Origin of the sequence: Kribbella sp. NBC_00359, assembly GCF_036097425.1 — a bacterium.
Taxonomy (GTDB): domain Bacteria; phylum Actinomycetota; class Actinomycetes; order Propionibacteriales; family Kribbellaceae; genus Kribbella.
Window position 1 is genome coordinate 61683 of the sequence record NZ_CP107975.1, and the last position, 20517, is coordinate 82199.

The 20517-nt window shown below is 64.9% G+C and carries 16 protein-coding genes and 1 pseudogene; 3 read left to right on the forward strand and 14 right to left on the reverse strand.

Annotated features, from left to right (window positions below):
• Positions 1-130: 130 nt before the first annotated feature.
• The 4 genes from OG876_RS00275 to OG876_RS00290 all read right to left on the reverse strand — a co-directional run bounded on the left by OG876_RS00275 (position 131) and on the right by OG876_RS00290 (position 3925).
• Positions 131-1189 (reverse strand): saccharopine dehydrogenase NADP-binding domain-containing protein, encoded by a 1059-nt coding sequence (locus OG876_RS00275; RefSeq protein ID WP_328522699.1) that lies wholly within the window; start codon positions 1187-1189, stop codon positions 131-133.
• Positions 1190-1457: 268 nt separating this feature from the next.
• Positions 1458-1760, reverse strand: a complete 303-nt coding sequence (locus OG876_RS43805; protein ID WP_442914074.1) for an ATP-binding protein — start codon at positions 1758-1760, stop codon at positions 1458-1460.
• Complete coding sequence (locus OG876_RS00285; RefSeq protein WP_328522701.1) at positions 1652-2365, reverse strand: Mu transposase domain-containing protein; 714 nt, start codon at positions 2363-2365, stop codon at positions 1652-1654. Before OG876_RS00285 ends, OG876_RS43805 begins: the two co-directional genes overlap by 109 nt.
• 1107 nt (positions 2366-3472) lie before the next feature.
• Positions 3473-3925 (reverse strand): MarR family winged helix-turn-helix transcriptional regulator, encoded by a 453-nt coding sequence (locus tag OG876_RS00290; protein ID WP_328522702.1) that lies wholly within the window; start codon positions 3923-3925, stop codon positions 3473-3475.
• 80 nt (positions 3926-4005) lie between these two features.
• On the opposite strand from OG876_RS00290, the gene OG876_RS00295 reads away from it, so the two are divergent.
• Positions 4006-4896: an SDR family NAD(P)-dependent oxidoreductase gene (locus tag OG876_RS00295; RefSeq protein WP_328522703.1), complete on the forward strand. Its 891-nt coding sequence runs from the start codon at positions 4006-4008 to the stop codon at positions 4894-4896.
• A gap of 167 nt (positions 4897-5063) precedes the next feature.
• Here OG876_RS00295 and OG876_RS00300 read toward each other — a convergent pair whose 3' ends face one another.
• The 9 genes and pseudogenes from OG876_RS00300 to OG876_RS00340 all read right to left on the reverse strand — a co-directional run bounded on the left by OG876_RS00300 (position 5064) and on the right by OG876_RS00340 (position 17039).
• Positions 5064-5198, reverse strand: a complete 135-nt coding sequence (locus OG876_RS00300; protein ID WP_328522704.1) for a hypothetical protein — start codon at positions 5196-5198, stop codon at positions 5064-5066.
• 999 nt (positions 5199-6197) lie between these two features.
• Complete coding sequence (locus OG876_RS00305) at positions 6198-8843, reverse strand: helix-turn-helix transcriptional regulator (RefSeq protein WP_328522705.1); 2646 nt, start codon at positions 8841-8843, stop codon at positions 6198-6200.
• Between the two features lie 628 nt (positions 8844-9471).
• Positions 9472-10140, reverse strand: a pseudogene (locus OG876_RS00310) (IS630 family transposase); the annotation flags it as partial.
• A gap of 270 nt (positions 10141-10410) precedes the next feature.
• Positions 10411-11472 (reverse strand): extracellular solute-binding protein, encoded by a 1062-nt coding sequence (locus OG876_RS00315; protein ID WP_328527035.1) that lies wholly within the window; start codon positions 11470-11472, stop codon positions 10411-10413.
• The gene (locus OG876_RS00320; protein ID WP_328522706.1) at positions 11447-11950 is read right to left on the reverse strand and encodes a LeuD/DmdB family oxidoreductase small subunit; all 504 of its coding nucleotides are present in this window, start codon (positions 11948-11950) and stop codon (positions 11447-11449) included. Before OG876_RS00320 ends, OG876_RS00315 begins: the two co-directional genes overlap by 26 nt.
• A gap of 8 nt (positions 11951-11958) precedes the next feature.
• Positions 11959-13227: a 3-isopropylmalate dehydratase large subunit gene (locus tag OG876_RS00325; RefSeq protein ID WP_328522707.1), complete on the reverse strand. Its 1269-nt coding sequence runs from the start codon at positions 13225-13227 to the stop codon at positions 11959-11961.
• On the reverse strand, positions 13224-14474 hold the full coding sequence (locus OG876_RS00330; protein ID WP_328522708.1) for a LeuA family protein: 1251 nt from the start codon (positions 14472-14474) through the stop codon (positions 13224-13226). The genes OG876_RS00325 and OG876_RS00330 overlap by 4 nt, the downstream gene beginning before the upstream one ends.
• An 11-nt stretch (positions 14475-14485) precedes the next feature.
• Positions 14486-15940 (reverse strand): acyl-CoA reductase, encoded by a 1455-nt coding sequence (locus OG876_RS00335; RefSeq protein WP_328522709.1) that lies wholly within the window; start codon positions 15938-15940, stop codon positions 14486-14488.
• A complete protein-coding gene (locus OG876_RS00340; RefSeq protein ID WP_328522710.1) occupies positions 15933-17039 on the reverse strand; it encodes a hypothetical protein in 1107 nt (368 codons plus the stop codon). The genes OG876_RS00335 and OG876_RS00340 overlap by 8 nt, the downstream gene beginning before the upstream one ends.
• 498 nt (positions 17040-17537) lie before the next feature.
• Between OG876_RS00340 and OG876_RS43810 the strand changes: the two genes are divergently transcribed.
• Together OG876_RS43810 and OG876_RS43815 are read left to right on the forward strand one after the other, a co-directional pair.
• A complete protein-coding gene (locus OG876_RS43810; RefSeq protein WP_442914211.1) occupies positions 17538-17882 on the forward strand; it encodes a response regulator in 345 nt (114 codons plus the stop codon).
• 657 nt (positions 17883-18539) lie between these two features.
• A complete protein-coding gene (locus tag OG876_RS43815; RefSeq protein WP_442914075.1) occupies positions 18540-18845 on the forward strand; it encodes a recombinase family protein in 306 nt (101 codons plus the stop codon).
• 72 nt (positions 18846-18917) lie between these two features.
• Here the strand turns inward: OG876_RS43815 and OG876_RS00350 are convergent, their stop codons facing one another.
• Positions 18918-20054 (reverse strand): cytochrome P450 family protein, encoded by a 1137-nt coding sequence (locus tag OG876_RS00350; RefSeq protein WP_328522712.1) that lies wholly within the window; start codon positions 20052-20054, stop codon positions 18918-18920.
• Between the last annotated feature and the right edge of the window lie 463 nt (positions 20055-20517).

Below are 20517 nucleotides of genomic sequence, written 5' to 3' on the forward strand. Positions count from 1 at the left end.
CGCCCTAATCGAACTCACCGAGTACTCTCCTGAATAGATGCCGCTCGCTCGCCCGCACGTTGCCTGATGTGGCTCACGTTCACATTGAGTCTGCGCAGCGCCTCGTATCGCTTGCGCGACGCCCGCCGGTTCACGCCGGCTCTTGGTTCATGGTTACCTGCGCGTTGGTGGCATCGGTTACAAGAGCGGCACCGAAGAGCTGGCCGGCCGTCCAGGCGCCGGGCGCGGCCCCTGCCAGAACACGCCGGGCTGTTTCGGCGGCGATGGCGGCAGTCGCCTGGACGCCCTCACCGGCTCGCAACTCGGCCGTGACAGTCCGCCCATCGGGCCCGACGGCTTCGGCCCACGTCCAGGAGTCGAGTCCGCCCCGATGCGCCGTCGGGTTCGGGATGTAGGCCACCACGTTGGCGGCGCCGCTGGCCAACCTAGCCGTCTCCAGGTCACCGACCGGCCCGGGCAGCACTTGCCGTTCCACACCGCCGAAGGTCAAAGTCGTCGCTCCACTACCGAGAGTCTCTCGAATCACCTGACCGTCACGGTAGGTGATGGCTCCCTCCCCCAAGGCCTCCTGGACCGTCTGACGCACACCCTCACCTTGGCTAGCCACACCGGCAGCGGCCGCCACACGCACTCGAACCGGCACCACACCCATGTGTTCAACCAGGCGCAGGACCAAGGTCTCGGTCGCCGCTGGCCCGAATCCAGCACCCGTCACCAACGTGACCTGATGTGCGCGCGCCTGCTCGTCACGATCGAGCAGCCCCCGCACAGCCAGCCACTCGTTTGCTATGTCCACGTATGAAACTCCGAGGGCGAGGCAAGCCTCAATCACCGGTGTGGCTTGCCGAGCGAACGGCCCAACGGTGGACAGCACGACCCCGACACCGAGGAACGCTTCAGCCAGTGATCCCGCGTCTCCGAGATCAATGGTACGCACATCGGCCTTCGTCCCGCCGGCGGTCAGAGCCCGGGCGAGATCCTCCAGTGGGCCACGGCGGCGCCCGGCCAGCCGCAGAGACAGGCCGTGGGCGGCCAACTCAGCCGCGATCGCCCGACCGCTGTTCCCCGCCGCACCGAGCAACAGCACGTCGCGCACATGGCCGCTACCTACGGAATCCGCCGTAGACCTATCGATACTCATAGCTTTCTCCCACATCATCACGCCCAGCACGAGCGGGGCCTTCGACACGGACGAGACACGTAGAGACTTCGTGCCGTTGAAGGCCGTCCCAGCGTCCGCCCGCTGCTCCGCGTATCCAGGTAACCATGGCGCACACCGGTTTGGGATGAGTAATTCGTACTCAAAGCTACTGCGGTCAGCGACCGATCGAGTGTCGACGACGCTCGCGTGTGGGGCCGATGAGCCTGGCGTGCTCGCAGCGCAAGCTCACGAGCTGTAGGGACAGGTTTCGCGGCGTCTTGCTCGAACGGCAGGTAGCCGACCTCGCCGACGATGATCAGCACGGGGCGGCGGAGCCTGTCGGCTCGGTAGGGAGTTTGCCGGCGCGGTGGGCGTCGATGAGTCGGGTGACCAAGTCGGTGGCGGTGGCGAACAGCAGTTGGTGGCCGGCTGGGGCGATCCCGAGGCCGGTGGCCAGGCGAGTCTCGCCGGTGCCGGGTCGGCCGAGCAGGACGACTTTCCCGACATCGGTCAGGAACCCGCCGGATAGAAGGGCAGCGACATGTTGCCGCACAGCTGGTAGGGCGTCCCAGTCGAACTCTTCGAGGGGCTTGCGGGCACCGAACCCGGCGGCTCGCATCCGTTGCCGTGCCCCGTCGCGTTCCGGGTAGCGACCTCACGATCCCACTCCGCGGCGAGGTATTCCTCGTGGATCCAGCCGGCATCACTGTCGTGTTCGCCCAGCCGGGCCGAGGACTCGGTGATGCGCGCTGCCTTCATCGCGCCGGCCAGGTAGTGGATCTGCTTGAGCGCCTCGTTCCCGCCGGTGCTCTGGGTCTTCGCGGTCGGCATCAAGCCACCTGCCAGCCCATCGACCAGGCCGAGGCCGCAGTCGGCCAGGTCCCGCACCAGGCCGTCGCGGGTGTCGTGCGATGGCGGGACCGGCTGCTGGAACTGTTCCCGCAACACCCTGGCGGTCGAGACGTGAGCGGGGTCGGTGACGATCTGTCCGCGTGCCCAGACCCGGGCATGCTCGCCACCCAGGCGGCCGTCGATTGCGACCTGCACGTGGTCCAGGTCGGCGTGGACGTCGACGAGCCGGCCGATCACAGCCGTGTCGACGGAGTAGTCGGACACGTCCACGCGGACGTAATAGTCGCGGCCCAGCCGGACCCGACTCGACCAGCCCACCTGCGGCGGCATGGCGGTCTTGTCGACGTCGAGAAGGTCGACCGGGCGAGCCATGATCGTACGCACTATCCGCGCGTTTGCGCGGGTCAGCCACCCGGCGAACTGGGTGCTGAAGTCGGTCGGTGAGGTGAAGTCGCGGCCGGCATGAAGCAGGTCTCAAGGAACCGTTGCAGCGCTCGACAATGCCCTTCGACTCGGGATCACGTGGGCGCAGCCGCACCAGCCTGGTACCCAGCATGCCGGTAGACCCTGCGCCCCCCTCGGCATGCCGCTGCCGCGGCCGATGCCAGCGGCGTACCAGACAAGCCGCCGCAGCTCCAAACCCAGCCGCTGGAAGAACTCTCAGGTGGCCAGCAGCAGGTCCTCGATGCGTCTCGCGTGGATCATCTGGGCGAGCATGAAGTGGGACTAGCCCGCGGTGATCACCAGCACCGGCAACAACACCCTCGTGCCGTCCTCGAGCGCGATCTTGCGCGGTGGGAACCACAGGTCACACTGTTCTGCGTCCCCGGCAGCCCACATCAGCCGGTCAGCCGGATCGCGCCTGCGGTGCCCAGGGCATAGCGGGCGCACGTGGTCACCGAACCACATGATCGCCCGGTCCAACCCACCCGTTCGGCGATCACCGTGGCCGGCATGTCCGGTGCTCTGCCAGCAGCGCGCGCACCGGTGGTTCGAACGGGCAACCGACGTCGGCACCGACTTGCGCTCAAACCTCGGCGCCCGGTCGAAGCCAACGCGCGCTCCACCGTCGGCCACCGGCCACGGTTCGACGCCCAATCTTCCACTGAGATCACCCATCCAATCGGTCTAGGTGGCCTCGTTTTCGACCGGGTGGTTTCTACTGACGGTTGCAACTGGCTGTGCGGTGAGTTCTGACAGCGTTTGATTGTGAGTTTCGAGAGCGTTTGGGGGGCCGGGGCTGGAAATGATGGCAAGTTCTGCCGGCGCTCGGCGGGTGACCGACGTAGAGGTCTCTCGATGGATAGGGCAGGGCGTGGCTCAGTCTGCCGAGCACGTGTTGGACCCGTCAGAGGCTGATCTGCGGCCGGCCGCGTCACTAGGCCACCCGTTGGGATGGGCCGCCGGTTCTTTCGCGGCGAATGGCGCACCGGAGCTGGGTGTCGGGGGTCGTACCATCCGTCAGGTTCAGGCCGCGATTCACCGGTCGGCGTCCAGGGTGTCGAGGATGTCGTGAAGTGTGGCCTTCTGGGCCGGGGTGAGTTTGTCGACCACGGCGGCCATTGCGTCGCGGTGAGCGTCCCAGAGCTGATCGGTGGCCTGACGCCCGGCGTCGGTGATGTGCAGGACGATCGATCGCCGGTCGCGGGGGTGAGTTTGGCGGGTGAGCATGCGGGCGGATTCCAGGCACGTCGCGAGGGTGGTCACGGCCCGTGGGGTCACGCCGAGTCGACTGCTCATCTCGCTCATGGTGAGGTCACCGTCGTCGCGGAGGAACGTCAGCAGCCGGAGCCGTTCGTAGGTGACCTGCTCGTTAAAGAGCTGCTTGCTGGCCTTCTGCCGCAATTTGTGGGCCGTCGTGAAGAGGCTTTCCGCGAGTGCCGCACCCGTGGTGGCCTGATCGAGGGCATCCGGGTGACCTGCTGGATCCATAGCCGACCCTCCCGAGAGAATGCTGAACATATTCAGTAATTGAGATACTGTCGGTGTTCAGTATCCACGAGGAGGCGGCAATGGCTGGTCGGGTGTCACCCCGGATCTGGGCGATGGATGGGCAGACTGTGCTGGTGACGGGGACGGCCAGCGGGATCGGTCGAGCGACTGCGGCCGCCCTCGGGCGGGCCGGGGCGACCGTTTTGGTCCACGCACGCGATCAGACGCGGGCCGCTGCGGTCGCTGAAGAGCTCGAGAGCCGTGGGGGATGGTTCGTGCCAGTGTCGGGTGACCTTGGGTCGCTGGCAGGTGTGCGAGGTCTCGTCGAGCAGGTACTGCACGTGACCACTAACGGTCTGCATGTGCTGGTGAACAACGCGGGCGCGGCGTTCTCCCAGCGTGCTGTGTCTCCCGACGGGTTGGAGCGAACCCTGGCCGTGAATCACCTGGCGGTCGCTGCCCTGACTTCGGCGTTGCTGGACGCGCTGCGTGATGGTGCCGCCTTGGCTGGGCGGCCTTCACGCGTAGTCAACCTGTCCTCGACGGTGGAGAAGCGTGGAAATCCGAAGCTGCAGGATTGGACTTATCCCGATCACTTCAGCCAGCTCCAGGCATACAGCGATTCCAAGCTGATCAGCCTTGCCCACACCTACGCCCTCGCTCGGGACCTGGCCGGCAGTGGGGTGACTGTCAACGCCGCGAATCCCGGTAGCGTCGCGACAGCGTTCGGGCGCAATGCAGGTGGCATCCTGAAGGTGGTCCAAATGGTGGGGAAGGCGTTCATGGCCGGCGCGGAGAAGGGCGCAGTTACGAGCATTCGGCTGGCCAGCGACCCTGCATTGGACGACGCGACCGGCGGCTACTACAGCGCCGCGGAGCTGGACAGGTCTTCCGAAGCCTCCCGTGACCCAGCCTTCGGTGAGCAGATCTACGCCCGCACTGCCACCATCGTCGCAAAAACACGGCCATGACCAAGCCCAAGTCCTGACTCGGGGCTCAGTGACCACGAGCGTCGGGTGTCACCTTGAGCTGCCGTTTCTTGCTTCGCAGCTCGTTAAGCAGCATCCCGCCTCCGTCGGGTGTTCTGTGCAGAAGTCGAGGATGAGTATGTGCATTTGCCACGGGCGTCATTTTGTCGTTACCGATGGAGTTCCCGGTTGTGGGTGAGCCGGTAGGACTCGGTGCCGGTTTCGAGGATGTTGCTGCCGAAGGTGAGCCTGTCGACGATGGCGTTCGACACCGGCGACATGATCGCCTCCACCAACAGACCCAACCCAACCTCCCACCAAACCCGTGCTGTCGGAACTCATCAGCATCGTTTTCGCCGAACGACCGCCGCTGTCGAATCTGGTCCTCAGACGCTGTCACATCCCGCCATCAGAACCGTGCAACACCTCGTCCTGGATCTGGGGGTGTGTTGTCGTCATCTCGTCATGTGAAGAACGGGGCCGGGCGTGGTGCACCGTCGGCCAAGTGTGAGCGGTTCGTGAAGTGCTGCGTGCTCGTGGCTAGAGCACCATGGGCGCGGCGCTCGAGGGTTGGTGTCTCGCGAACAACTGGTCCGGTTGGTGCAAGCGCTGGGCATCTCCGGTCTGTCGCGGTCGCGGGAGGCGACCAGTGCGAGCCACCACCGACATGCGCTGTCGAACATCGACATTGCACTCCGTCGGAGCCACCACGTTTGTCAGCCTTCAACGCCGGCGAGGTCTCTGGCTGGCGGCTGCGACTCTTCTGCCCAGTTCGTGTGACAGTGTTGCCTTCTTCTCGTTGGAACAGGGGTTCGTCGCCTCCGCCACTGTCGGCCAGCCATCAGCGTCTCCTGGAGTTGCCTGCGGCTGGGTGGATCAGCTCGCCCACGTCGGCGAAGTGGGTTGTCTCGAGCCTGAGGGCTTGACTGGTAGCAGGTGACAAGACCTACCGCGCTCGCAAAGTCGTCGGTTTTGTCGGTGCGCTGGGCTGCCTGGAGGTGCGCCAGAGTCCGCAGGTTCGCGTTCGCAGCAGGCGCGGTTTCGAGATCTTGGATCCGCCTCACACGAGTTCTGTGGAGCCACATCCCGTCAAATTCGCGCCCGGTGCCGAGGCCGATTCACGTGGGCTGCTGCAAACGCCGTCGCCGCCTATCTGCCTTCATGCGCATCGTTGTGCGACCGCTCGAAAGGCGCACCGCTAGCCACATTGCCTCACATCTCCATGACGCCGCGTCTTTCCACTGTCGGTCGAACCGATCGACGAATCGGAGAAGGTCGCCTGCACATGTAACTGCCGTTTCTGCTCAGCGCAGACGCTCTGCGAGTTCGCGACGTGTAGCGACGCCGAGTTTGGCGTACACGTGCTGGAGGTGATTGTCGACGGTGCGTACCGACAGGTGCAGGGATGTGGCAATGTCCTTGCTGGAGGCTCCGGTGGCGGCCAGACGAGCCACCTCGCGTTCCCGCGAGGTCAGGTCGACGGTGGTCTGGGCGGCGAGGAGCAGCGGGGTGCAAGCCCCCGGGCAGCGGATTGCGTACTGCCGGGACAGCCGGGCGGCCGCCGTGGCGCGGCGCGTCTCGCCAGCGCGTCGCCAGGCGGCTGCCGCAGCCGCGGCAGCCTCAGCCGCCAGCAAGTCGGCGCCGATGGCTTCCAATTCTTCGGCGGCGGCCAGCAGTCGGTCGGGAGCATCGGCAGCAAGGGCGGCAGCGAAGTGCGCGCGGGCAGGCGCGAAAGCACCCTCGCAGACCTCGGCCAACTCGGTCAACCGGTCAACCACTTCTTTGGAGCCACCCAGGCGGGCGACGTCCGTCAATAGCATCATCTCGGAGCTCACATGCCCACCACTACACAGCCTGCTAGCAGCATCGGTGAGCACGGATCGTGCTTTCGCTAGATCACCACGACCTGCCCACAGCCATGCCTGCCCTAGGTCCTCCTCTCCCCCGCGGAGGCCGACGGAGGGGTACTCCTGCACAGCAACCAGAGCGGCTTCGGCGGCCTCCAGATCACCCAGTACCGCAGCAGCCGCAGCCAGGCCTGCCGACGCCGAATAGATCGGCTGAAGATGGTCATGAGCACGGGCCTGGGCGATCGCTTCTGCGTACCACGACCGAGCGGCCGCCACGTTCCCTGCGAACCACTCCACCCGACCCTTGAAGTAGGCGGCATAGACCCAGGGCCAGCCGATGTCCGCCGGCTTTGTGTCACGGAGTGCTCGTTCTGCGATTTCCCGGGCCTTTGCTAGCTTTCCTGCCTCAACCAGGGCGGGAATCATGGCCGCGAGTTGGAAGATCGGCGGAAATCCCCCCAGCCCCTGCTCTTCAACCAACAGGTGCGATGCGTAGGCGTGTTCCCCCCAGGCGATGGCGGCGCTCGAGCGTCCTACGGTGGCCAGTCCGCACGTCTTGCCCATCGCGCCAAACATCCAGAGGTTGATGTTCGCAGCGTCCTTGGCTTCGGTTTCCAGGTCCTCAAGCAGTGTCAGCCCACGAATGACCTCGCCGGACAAGGTCCGTAGGACGCCCTCGTTCAGTCTGAGCAGGTGCTGTTGCGCTGGGGCGGTGAGCCGCGCGAGGGCAGACTGGTTGACCCGCAGCGCCTGGTCAGGGCGTCCCATTATCCAGAACAAATTCCACGTGGGGATCAAGGCCGATGCGACCTGTTCCTCCTCCCCCGACGCCCGGGCTTCGGCATCGGCCAGCATTTTGTCGACTTCCTGCCAACGGCCTAGCTCCATCAAGGCGTTGCCATGCAACATGCAGCTGGCGAAGGTGCGCTGGCCTTCGGGCAGGTGCTGTAGCAGGTTGTCGACCTGTTGGTAGTCGTGTGCGTAGCTCGCCAAGATGGCCGCCTGCATCAGCAGACGGGCATCGGCTGTACCAGTGGCGGCGAGTCGCCACGATGCTACATGCAGCGGGTCATCGCGTCGCTTGGCGCCTTGAGACTCCACCCAGTCGGCCTGGGCTAGCAACAACTGACGGCGACGGACTGGCGGCAACGTCTTGCGCAATATCTCACCGTACAGGGGGTGGGCCAACGCCACGCCGATCCGTTGTCGATCGGCGATGGTCCGTAACAGCCCGGCCAGCTCCAGCTCGGTGAGAACCTCCAAGGAGACGAGGGACGCCGCCCTCGCAAGCGACACCGAGTCACACAGCGCCAGCAACTCCAGCAGGTCGCCGGCAGCCGGGTCGGCGGCGGCCAACACGGCCTCGACCAGCTCGGTCAGCCGGGGTGTGGTCGTGACCCCGCGCGGGGCAAGCTCCCAGATCTCCCCGTCGTAGCAAAGCGTTCTGGCAGCCAGCGCCCCGATTACTAGCTCACGCAGGTACAGGGCGTTGCCGTCCGAGGCGGTATACAGCTCATGCAGAGTACGCTGCCCCACCGTGCCGCCGAGTGCTGCCCGCAGTACCTGCTCCACCTGGTCTGGGCGAAAGGGATCCACGTCTATCCGCCGGACTGAATCCCCGCCGGTCAGTGCGGACACTGCCTCATTCAGTGGTGCGCCTGTACCGATGGTGACGATCAGCCGGGCCAGATCGGAGTCCAGCAACTGCCGCAACAGTACTGCCGAGGCTGCATCCAGAAGTTGCAGATCGTCGACTAGCAATACCAATCGGCGGTCGCGCTGCGGCCCGACTAACTCTTGGGCCACTTGAGCGAAGCCCCGCACAGGGTCCGCCAAGTCCACCTCTCTTGGGATCAGGTGTGCCATTGCCCCGAGAGGCACATTAGCCGCCGCCGCGGTCGCCGTCACCCGTTTGGCTGTCCAACCGCCACGTGCTGCCTGTGCAAGGAATTCCTCGCCAAGCCGCGTCTTGCCGACCCCCATTGGGCCGCTAACCACCACGACCCGGTACCGATCGTCTCCCCATGCTTGCGTGAACGCCTCCAGTTCCCCGGCACGTCCGGCAAGCGGCCACTGCATGCCCGCTACCTGGATGCCCACAGCAACCTTCCCTCCGACCCCTCCCCCGTAGTCTTGAGCCGACACGGCCGCCGAGCAGGGAGCGCCTTGACACCTTTCGCAGGAGCTTAGCTTGGCGGGGCGGTTGGAACCTCAGAGTTAGTTGCAGCAGGTCCACGGTCCTGCCGGCCAGACCTCGTGTGTGCGGCTGGCAGGAAACCGCTATCCGCGTCCCGTCAGCGCAAAGGCACGTTATGCGATGAGGTCAACGTGCTTGTGTGAGAGGCCCCGCGGCTATGCAGGTCAGTCCCGACATGGGTTGTCGGTCAACTGCGACACCGTGTGGCGCGTGCTGTAGATGATGTCAATGAGTTTGACACCCCGGGGCAGCCGGCGCGCCGAGATCCTGCCCGACGCACCGCGAACGCCTTTGTGCCCCGGGCTCGCCCGCCAGGTGCCGAGGCTGAGGTCGACTCCGGTAATGTTGCGGTCAGGCTGGCCGGCGAGCTGGTGACGGGCATTGCAGACGGCCGCGCAGGTGCTCGGATTCAGCTGACCGGTGGATCGTGTTCCGTTCGCACTACGGACTTGCCGCGTTCTCCTGCCAGCCTGGTCTGGCCGGTGCCGACGAGAAGGGTGGTGTCGAGGGGCAGATCGGCTGGTTCCGACGAAACAGGCTCTCGACCATGTTGAGCCAGGAGCAGCTGGTCGGGGTGAAGTGCAGGGTGATCCGGGGGTTCTTGGTCAGCCAGGCCTTGATGTTGGGGTGGGTGTGGGTGGCGTAGTTGTCGCAGACGACGTGCAGCTTCACCCGCGGGTGGGCTTTCGCGACGTGTTTGAGGAAGGCGAGGAACTCGGCGTTGCTGTGGCGGGGGTAGCAGGCGTCGGCGCTGATTTTGCCGGTGGCGATCTCGAGTGCGGCGAACAGTGTGGTGGTGCGGTGGCGGACGTAGTCGTGGGTCTGCCGTTCGGGTAGGCCTGGTCGTAGCGGCAGCCCGAGCTGGGTTCGGTCCAGGGCCTGGATCTGGGATTTCTCGTCGACCGAGACCACGACCGCGCCGGCCGGCGGGTCCAGATACAAGCCCACGACGTCGCGGATCGTGGGTTCCAGTGCGGGGTCGGTGGAGAACTTGAACGTCTCGATCCGGTGTGGCTGGATGTTCCACTTCCGCCAGATCCGGGCCACGGTGGCGAACGAGATCCCCAACCGGGCGGCCAGTAGCCGCGACGACCAGTGCGTCACCCCGAGCTCGGGCGGTGGTTTCCCCTTGTCTGCCAGGGTTTCGGCCAGCACCTCGACCTCATCGATCTCGGGCGCACGCCCCGGTCGCGGCAGATCGACACCTGTCCCACGAACACATAGTCACCGGGCTGGCCGCCGCGCCGAGGTGGGTGCGTTGACTGCGGACGCAGTTGCGCTCGAAGCTTGCAAGTCGCTCGACCGCGACAGCGCCGACGATGCTCCGACGGCTGTGAGCAGCCACCCGACATCTTCCACCTAACCAAGCCTTAAGCACCGGCCGCTGGCCAACCGTCTTACGCACCAGCGACCCGACGCGCATCAAGCGCCACAAAGCCAACTACCTCCAGGCCGCGGTACCCGCTCCACCTAATCGTCCAGGTCAACGGAAAGGATGTGGGCGAACCGCCGTTCCCAGGTGACACTTTGATTCGCCTTAACGCTCTCCGGGATGTGCAAGATTCCGCGGTAGTCGTCGGCGTGCACGGGCAGATCTGGGCGTATTAGCAACTCGGAGACAGCGGCCGACGGGTGGACGGGCATCACGCCCAGTCGTTGGCACCAGTCCTCCTGGATATCTTGCCGGAGGGCGAACGCGATGTATTGCATTGCGGCCTCGTACACCACATCCGAGACTCCGCGTGGGATCCACAGGGCGTCGGTTGTGTCTGCGGTCCCCTCGCGCGGCACGCTCCACCCGATGGGCAATTGCTCCTGGAAGGTGAGAACGTTGGGCAGCGCTCGGAAACACAGATCGATGGCACGGGTGCGCAGCCGCTCCTCCATACCGATGCTGTATTCGAGTTCGGCGATTTGTGGCCTTAGGCGCCGAATGAATGCCCAGCACGCTTCCATGTTCGCTGGGATGTCGTCGAGTTGGCCACCTTGCATCGTTTGCGCAATCGCGTGCAGTCCGTTCCCATGGGGGTAGAGAGCGATCTTGCCGCGGCGCCGCTTATCGAGCAAAGCGTTCCACGAGTGCGGCGGGCCCTCGAGGAACGCCTCTTCGTGGTAGCCCAGCACGTAGTACACAACGTAGGGATAGATCACGAACTCCGCCGCCTCGCCGTTGGGACGGGCGCGATTGCGCAATTCTGCGAGCACGGGCATCTTCACAGAGTCCAATGGGAGCACATGCCCGGCTCGGGCGGCGAGTAGTGCCGGAACCGAGTTCGACCAGACGACGTCGACGGGTGGGCGACCACCTACGTCAAGTGCGGCCTGGAGCGTGGGAGGTATGGCCAGACCGATGTGGATCTCGTGGTGCACTTCCACACCAGTGGCCTCCTCGAACGGCCGCGATACGGCATCTCGCAGCGCACGGCCCCACCTGCCGCCCCAGGTCTGAATGCGCAGGCGGAGACCGGGACGAGAGCCGCCGTTGGGCAACGGTCGCGCAGACATGTCAGTTTGACTCCCTCGTATGCACATCCGGCAGAAGCGACAGGAGGCCGCCCGCTTGCCAGATGCGTTGGACGAACAGCCCAGGTGGTTCAAGGCGAATGCTTAGCCCAGCGTCGGTCACCACATGCGCCTCGACTGTATTGACCTCGACGGCCTGCTGGTGCTTCAGCCGGCCCAGGTCCTCCGGCCGCGCCAGGGCCAGACACGGGATCCCGTTGTTCGTACAGTTCCTAAAGAAGATCCGCGCGAAGTCGACCGCGATGATGGCGCCGATCCCGTTCAGCTTGAGCGAGCGCACTGAGGTCTCCCGGCTCGAGCCGCACCCGAAGTTTCGGCCGCCGACCAGAACGTCCCCCGGGCACAGCCGCGGCTGGATGTCGGGATCAAGGCCGTGAAACAGCCCCCTCTTCACCTTCTCGTCGTCGAGGCTGAAGAACTGCGGAGGGTGGATGACGTCTGTGTTCAGATCGTCGCCGAACCGCCAAACCCGGCCGTTGACAAGCATCTTGCACCTCAGTTCCCGGACTCGTACAGGTCGGGGCCGATGCGCCCCGCGATGGCTGCGCGCGCCACGGTCCTTGCACTCGCGAGGTAGGTACGGCTGTCCCAATGCCCCATGCGGCCACGGAAGTTGCGATTCGATGTGGACACGCACACATCGTCAGCGCCAAGCACTCCCTTGTCGATCCCTCCGCATGGCCCACAACTCGCGTTGTTGAAAACGGCGCCGGCTTCGGTTAGTGCCGTCACGTACCCGGCCCGCAGCGCCTGCCTGAACACCTCAACAGAGGCGGGGATGACGATGAATCGTACGTGCGGATGCACAGTCTTCCCCGCGACCTCCTCGGCGGCGTCCCGGAGGTCGGACAGCCGACCGTTGGAGCAGGATCCCAGGAAAGCGACGGACACCGGCCGCTCGTCAATGTCCCGGACGGGTAGCACGTTCCCCGGTGACCACGGTCTGGCAATACGCGGTGTCAGCGCGGTCAAATCGAGGTCGACAACTCGCTCATACAACGCGTCCGGGTCTGGGACCACCAGCGAGACAGGCGCGTGGCCATCCCGCTCGGTACAGTAGGCCACTGTCACATCGTCAGGCACGAACATGCCGAACTTCGCTCCGAGTTCGACCGCCATGTTGGAGATCGCGAATCGGTCGTCCTGACTAAGCGGAGTGTTCGCGAGGTCATGGAACTCCAGCGAGCGGTACTGTGCACCGCTCTCACCGAGCAGCCGGAGAAGTTCCAAGATGATGTCCCGGCCGTTGCAATCCGAAGGACGCGTGCCGTGAATCCGGACACAGACGCTGGCCGGCCGTCGCATCCAGGTCTTCCCAGTCGCCAGCGCGTACAGGATGTCCGTCGAGCCCATGCCGGTCGCGCAGACGCCCACGCCACCGGCCATGACGGTGTGACTGTCGGCCCCGACGATCAGACTTCCCGGCGAGCACAGTGGGCTCTCCACCAGCAACTGGTGGCAGATGCCGCGGTCGATCATGAGATGGGCGACATTCTGCGCCCGGGCAAACCTCAGGAACTTGTTGGAGATATCTGCCTGCTCGATTGTTGATGGCGGCGAGAAATGATCGTTGGTGAAGATCACTCGACCGCGGTCCCAGATCTCAAGACCACGCCGCTCGAACTCGTCGATCAGAAGGGCGATGGTGGCGTCGTGGCCAAGTAGCGCGTCGATGCGAATCTCGCGGTACAGGCCGCTGCTGTCCGTATCGACGGTGTGGTTGTCGATAATCTTGTCGCTGACAGAACGGCCCTGCCCGCTCACCGTTGAGCCCGCCCCTCAGGCGGGGGCTGGTGACCGAAGTGCTCGACAAGCCGCGCCGGGTCGTATCCCGAGAGCAGCGCGCGGTACGTAGTCCGGGTATCCGCGTACGCCTTCTGGTGCCCAGCTTTGTCTTGCTGCTCGATGGCGTCCTTCACCGCCCGCAACGCCTCCGCGAGCAGCCCGTCGTCGCAAGCGATGCCCGCGGATGTGAGGATGTGACGCACCAGCGACGTTCCGCTGTGCTTGCCCAGGACGAACTCACTGCGCCGGCCTACCCACGCGGCAGGCAGGAACTCGTAGCTGCGCGTGTCCTTGAGCATGCCGTCGACGTGCACACCTGACTCATGCCGGAACACGTTGGATCCGGTGATCGGCTTGATCGGGCTCGTCGGCATCCCGCTCGCCCGCTCGACAGCCTCGGACAGCGCAGGCAGGGCTAACGGGTCAATACCGTGCTTGACCCCGTACAGATGGGTCAGGGCCGCCACGCATTCGGCGAGGTCCGCGTTTCCGGCGCGCTCGCCGATGCCGTTGACCGTGCAGGTGATCGCCGTCGCTCCCGCCTCGACCGCCGCGAGAGTGTTCGCGCCGGCCAAGCCGAAATCGTTGTGGTTGTGGGTGCACAGGACCATGTCGTTGCCTAGGGCATCGACAAGACCGCGTATCAGGCGCTGCATGGTCGCTGGGTGGGCGCATCCGACGGTGTCTGCCAGGACCAGCCGGCGTATCGGCACGTGCCCACGTAGGACGACCGCGAGTCCGACTAGCTGATCCCGGTCAGTGCGCGTGGCGTCCTCGAAGACCAAGTTGACGCCCAAGCCAGCCTCGGCGGCGAACTCTGCTCCCGACCGGAAGACCGCAGCAGCCTGCTCGCGGGTGATCCCGAGGGTCTCCCGCAGCCGGAGTTCGCTGGTCGGCATGAACAGGAACACCTCATCCGCACGCGCCTCAGCCGCCGCTGCGATGTCCGCTCGCAGCGGACGTGCGGTCGCCGCGATCGACGCGCTCAGGCCGAGATCGCTCATACTCTGCAGGGCTTCCAATTCGCTGCGGGACGTGGCCGGGAAACCGGCATCGAGGACCGAAATGCCTGCCTTTGACAAAGCCATGGCCAGATCTAGCTTTTCTTGAGTGGTGAACCAGACGCCAGGAGCCTGCTCGCCGTCGCGCAGGGTGCAATCGATGACTTCGACCGACGCTGGAAGCTGAGGATGGAGCTCCTTCATCTCGGTCACGATCTCCGCCATGTTCGTTCTCCTCATTCTCGGTCAGAGGGAGTTGTCGTACGCGGCCGTGCTTCTTCGTGCATCTCGATGTCGCACCAACTCAAGAGCCGAGACACGCACGGCATTCCGTCATGCCTCCAGATGACGCTAGGGCTCGCCATTCGGCCAGGTTCGCTGATCCGAGAGGCACCCAGTCGTCCAAGAGCCGCGGCCAGCTCCCAGAACTCCACTCCGACTGCTCCCAGACCGACGTTTTGCAGGTGGGGAGCGATCGAACGCAGCGTGCGTACTACGTCAGCTAGGTCGGCCACCGGCAGAAGGCCGATCATGCGGTTTCCCGCGCCGTCGACTGAGAGCAAGTCTGCGGCGAGACTGACGGTCCAGTCCAAGCCAGGCGCGCGCCAGAAACCGCCATCCGGGCTGCTCGCGGCAGCCCACGCATTGCTGGCGCGGCGCAGTTGCAGGACAGCTGCGTCTTCTAGTCGCAGGGAGCCCAGGGGGCAGACGGCCGCGTAGCCCGCCATGGCATCCGCGACTTCTTCGGCGAACCGGCGGACGTCGAATTCGCCACTCTCCACCAGGTAGGCCTGGGGAGCAATGCAGGCGTGTTGGTTGAAGGCCGACGCGTCTTCGGCGACCCGCCGGGCCGCTTCCGACAGTCCGACCTTTCCGAGGTACGCCTGGGTGAGGACCCCCACCGAGACCTTGTGCACGTGCTCGACGTAGCGCTGGTGCGGCCCCACCTTGGCTCGCACGGCGGCACAGGCTGCTTCGCTGCCGTACGCTATCACCGCGTCTGCCTGCGCCACTGCGTCCTGCAGTGCTGCATGATCGTCGCCAGACCAATACATGACGGCGACGGCATCGGCCAACACGGGGTCCACCTCGGACAGGGAGCGGACGAAGTGTGCAGCGAATGAAGGCTCGCCGCTCGCTACCTTGAGGAGTACTGCCGACTTAACGAGTAGCGCGCGTACGACGGACAGGGCTGGAAGCCCCGGAACGTTCCCGCTGCACACCGCCACGGTCAATCGGGGACCGATGGCAATCGTACGTCCGCCCAGTTCGATGTCCTCTTGAAATCCATCAAGAACGTGAGCTCCACCCAACTCACGCCGGAGGACTCGATTCAGCGTATCGGTTCGGTAGTTACCGAGCTCGACATCCAAGCTGCGGTCGATTGCTTCCGGAGAGAAGCCTGTGGTAGCGGCGATATGATGCCGCGCCTGTACCCGATGGACGAACTGCCGGTCGGACCATCGCCTGCACGTTTCGTCGATCGCCTGAACAATCCGTGAGACCGGCAATGTACGCACGGCCGCGTGTGCCGTGCGCAATCCATCGCCTACCTGCTGCCACCCCCCGGGCTTCGGCCGCAGACCGTAGTATTGGGCGCTAGCTGCATCCTCAGCTCCGACAGCCGCACGCTCGAGAGCGTCGAAACCGAGCCACCGCGGAAGCCATGAGACGCAGTGGGATTCAGGCATGTCTCCCCCCTTCGCTAGCGATCTGGTCGAGAAGCAGCGAGCAGCCTCGAGGACGGCCTTGTTCTACTCGGCCGATGATGGCTGTCCCGGCCGGGTCGGAGAGACCCCAGTCACCGGTGAGCAACCCGCATGGGCGATCGAGGACACACAAGTCGACTACCTCGAGTAGCCCGATGCCATGCCGCAGGATGGACAGATCACTCGTGGCGCGCACCTGCGCCCGTACGAACGTCTCGGATCCCTTAGGCCGTTCGCCTGACGGCCCAACCGGGGTGTCCTCTGCGTCGTAGAGCTGACTGGCCAGCTCAGTCATGCCGAACAGGTTGAGATGGCCAGCAGGCCCTGGTTCGATGTCGAAGACGTCGGCCGCCATCGTCCGTATCTCGTCAACGGTCACCTGCCGGCTGAGCTTGTGCCCGCCCGCATCCACCAGACGAGATCCGGCAGGTAGCTCCCACGAGCATCCCAGCTTCTTAAGGGACTGGCTCAGGTTTACGAAGATCGAAGTAGCGCCAATCATGATCACCGGCCGCTGCTCGGCCACCGCGCCGTCGAGGAGCCTCCGCAGCAGAGACAGGTCTACCCCCGAGTCACTCAGCACGCAGTCACTGAGACCTGGGTGTCCGAACCTACGGGCGATCAACTCCATACCATATGCCATGACCATGGTCGGCGCGGATTGTTCGGAGGGGACCAGCCGAATTACGGCAGGCTCGTTCAACCCATGCATGATGTGCAGGCCGGCGTTCCGCACGATGGACAGATCCATCAACTCCATTCCCTGTGCGCTATACGGGATCCATCCGGCTCTGGTGCCCGTCGTCATACTGGTCTTGAATATCCGCACAGGCTCCTGCTCAGGAAAGAGATAGGGCGGGTTCGACTTGTACGCACTGTCAGGGATCCCCAGCCCATCTCCATGGAATCTCCAATACGCCCTAGTCTCCTCGGAATTCGAATAGGCCAACATTCGAAGGCGATACTCCACATTGCTCGCACTGATTGATTCACCGAGGATGAGCTGAGCGATATCTTCGTACAGTTCTTTGACGAATTTGTCTCGATAGGCGAAACGTGCACCTTCGCACCGTACTGACACGAATCAAGCCTTCTTCCTTCAGTGCGAATGTTCGAGGTCGGGATACCATTCCGCGTATCGGGCAATCCGCAACGTCTCACATTGGGGGGCGAATTTTGCGTGGGATGCGGCATGTCACGATCTGACTGGAGTCTCTTTGGTGCGGTAGCCGGCTGTGTATCGACATCAAGCCGAATACCCGATATGCCGTCCAACTCGATAGTCTTTCAGCGCGGGGAGTAGGCGGCATGAGTAACTACTGCTTACATACTGAGCCCCGCGAGAGCACGCGAAATCACCCTGGAACGGCGAGAGCCCCAGGGCGTCTGGCCGCCCAACGACAGGCGAAGAACATCAGGCCGATGATTGCCGTCACCTGGGCGGCCGCCTACAGGAAGGCGGCACAACGTATCAGAGCAGCCCTGCGCGGGACGGCCTGTGCCAGTAGATCCCGCGAAGAACCCGCCGACACCATGAGCCGGGCGGCTCCCTTGCCACTCCTCACTTGAAAGTGCCCACCTGCCCGCGACTCTCGGACTCTTTAACAATCCCAACTTTCCCTTACAGACAAGACACTTTCGCCTCCCTACATCTCGCACGGACGAGAAACAGGCCGAGCTGGTCCGCAGGTACCTGGAGCGCGAGATCCATCGGGTGGCGTCGTCCACGGCAGCCGGACCGCTCCGGACGAGGTTCGTCGACATCTCCCCTGACCTGCTGATGCTCGACGTCAGGCTGCCGGCCGTGGACAGGCTGGACGTCTGCAGGATCCTCCGCCGGGAGTTCAACGTGCCGGTGCTGATGCTGACGGCGCTAGCCCGTCTGGTTTGCTGCGGTGGTACGCCGAGCAGATCGAGCCTATGAACGACCAATCCGTGGTTCGAGCTGGACCTCGAGAGCGAGCGTCGGACAACCGCGATCGCCGCGCGGCCGTGCCGTAGCGGCTCGGCAGCGGGCGGCGGCAAGCCAGCTGGTCACCAGCTCGGCTCTCGTGGCGACTCGCAGGTCGCCCGCCGGACCCTCACAGTTTTCCCGGCACGCTGACTGGACATGAGTGGAGTGCGACCCAGGTAAGCCCAAGAGGGCCGTGGGATGATCTTGAACCTTTGGGCGGCTACTCAGCACCCTTAGTCGGGGTAGGACCTGCAACGGCACGAAGACCCTGGATTTGCGCCGTATGGCGAGGTCAGGCTGATGCTGGAGACTGGTTGGCGCGGGATCTGGACAAGATCGCTTTGCCCTCTCGAGATGATCAGATCCGACGATTTGGGCGTCCGGAACTCGGTCCGGAAATCAATGTTCTGACACCAATATCACAGAACCGGGTTTCGGTGCATGATCGGAGCTCATGAGCCTTGCCGTGCATTCTCTCGGCGGCCAGCGCGCCGGGGAAGCTGACCGAACGACTGGAGCTCACGTCGTTCCTGGGGTATCTACGGGCCGGGACACCCTGACGGTGTGGCGGCTGGGCCGCTCGCTGCAGAACTTGGTGGAGACCGTCAACATGCCGGCCGAGAGCGGGTGGCGTTCGCGTCGCTGCGCGAAGGGATCGACAGCTCCACCAACACTGGCCGTCTGGTGTTCCATCTCTTCGCCGCGCTGGCTGAGTTCGAGCCGGAACTGATCGCCGACCGGGCGGCGGTGGGCCGGGCCGCCGCGGCGGCCCGGCCCACAGACTCTCTCCCGAGCAGACCGGGCTCGCCCGCGCTAGGTACGAGGACTGGGACGTCACCCCGGCCAAAATTGCCAAGGCGATGGGGGTCGGCCGGGGCACGATCTACCGGGCGCTCCAGCAGACATCCTGACCTTCCCGCGCGACGCGGTTAAATCCGGTTGTCCACTGAGCTGTGCATGCCGGGCCGCCAATCACGCTTGAAGTCAACAGCCCTTCCCGTGAGGTCACGCCGGACGGGGAACGATCTCCAGAGCCACCGGGCCGGTGACGATGAACGACGGCACGCGCGCTGGATCCTCCCGGGGGTGGGCGAGGGCGAGGTCAGGCAGGTGATTGAAGAGCGTGGTCAGGGCGACTTCCGCCTCCAGGCGCGCGAGGTGCGCGCCGAGGCAGAAGTGGGGTCCGTGGCCGAACGCGAGGTGCTCCTTGCTGGTCCGCGTGGGATCGAATTGTTCCGGGCGGTCCGGGTGGAGTTCCGGATCGCGGCCGGCGGCGGCGAAGCCGATGATGATCGGGTCGCCCTTGCCTATGACGACGCCCTCGCCGAGATCGATGTCCTCAACGGCGTAGCGCATCGGAAGGTGCATGATCGGGCCTTCAACTCGCAGCGTCTCTTCGACGACGTCATGCCAGGAGATGGATCCCTCGCGGATCCGGGTGAGGTTTTCGGGGTGGATGAGCAGGGCTTGGACGGCGCTGGTAATGAGGTTGACGCCGGTCTCGTAGCCCGCGCCGATCATGAGGAAGAGGGTATCGAGCAGCACGGGGTCTGGCATCGGCTCATCACCGGGCTCGGACGGCAGGAGCAGGTCGCTGGTCAGATCGGCGGCCGGATACTCCTTCTTGTATTGCAGCAACTCGGTAAGCCGGTTGTGGACTTCGGCATAGATGGCCATCGCACGCTCCGGGTCGACCGACTGATCCAGAACGGCATCGATCGCGGTGCCGAGCTTCTCGCGCATCTGGTGTGGGACGCCGAACAGGTCACAGATGACGGTCATGGTCAGCGGTAGTGCCAGGGCCTGCCGCACGTCGGCCGTCGCCCCAGGCGGCAGGGCGGCGAGCGCCTCGACCAGGCGGTCCGTGGTCGCCTGGACCTGCGGACGCATCTGCTCGATGCGCCGCGGCGAGAACGACGGAGCGATGCGGCGCCGGGACCTGCGGTGTTCCTCCCCGTAGGCGGTGCCAAGGTTTTGCCGCAGGACGTGGGGGGCCAGCGGCCAGCCCTCGGGCACGTCGGCCAGACCGGGCCAATGCCGGCGAGGGTCGCGCGAGACCCGCGGGTCACCGGTCAACGCCTGAATGACGCTGTACCGGGTGACCGACCAGGCGTTGAGGGGTCCCGGAAGCTCGACGAGCACCGCGGGTCCCTGGGCGCGCAACGCAGCGGCCTCCGCATGCATCGCGCGGGCCGTGGGATCGAGAACAGGACACTTGGGAAGGGACGAAGATGACATACGCTGCTCCTCCATTCGGAAATTGCACGGAGGCTTCCGCCGATCCCCCCGACGGTGCCGGTCACAGGCCACGCCCAGGCGGGTGCACGAGATGGCCCCCTCGCGATCTCTTGACTAACCATTCGCCTCGAGCGCGTGACAACCCGTTCCACCTGGAGGACTTCCTGGCTGTCGCAAGTTGCATGCACTCTCTCCTATGTCAAGCCCCGTTACCTCGACCGCTTGAACTCGGCAGGCTGGTGAGGACCTTCTCTCGGCGAACCATCGGCCCTCGGCGGGTCGCAACCAACCCTGAAGGCCTCCACGCCTACCCACCGCATCACACGCCGACCGACCCCCACCGGAACTCGGAAGAGCCGGTCTTCTG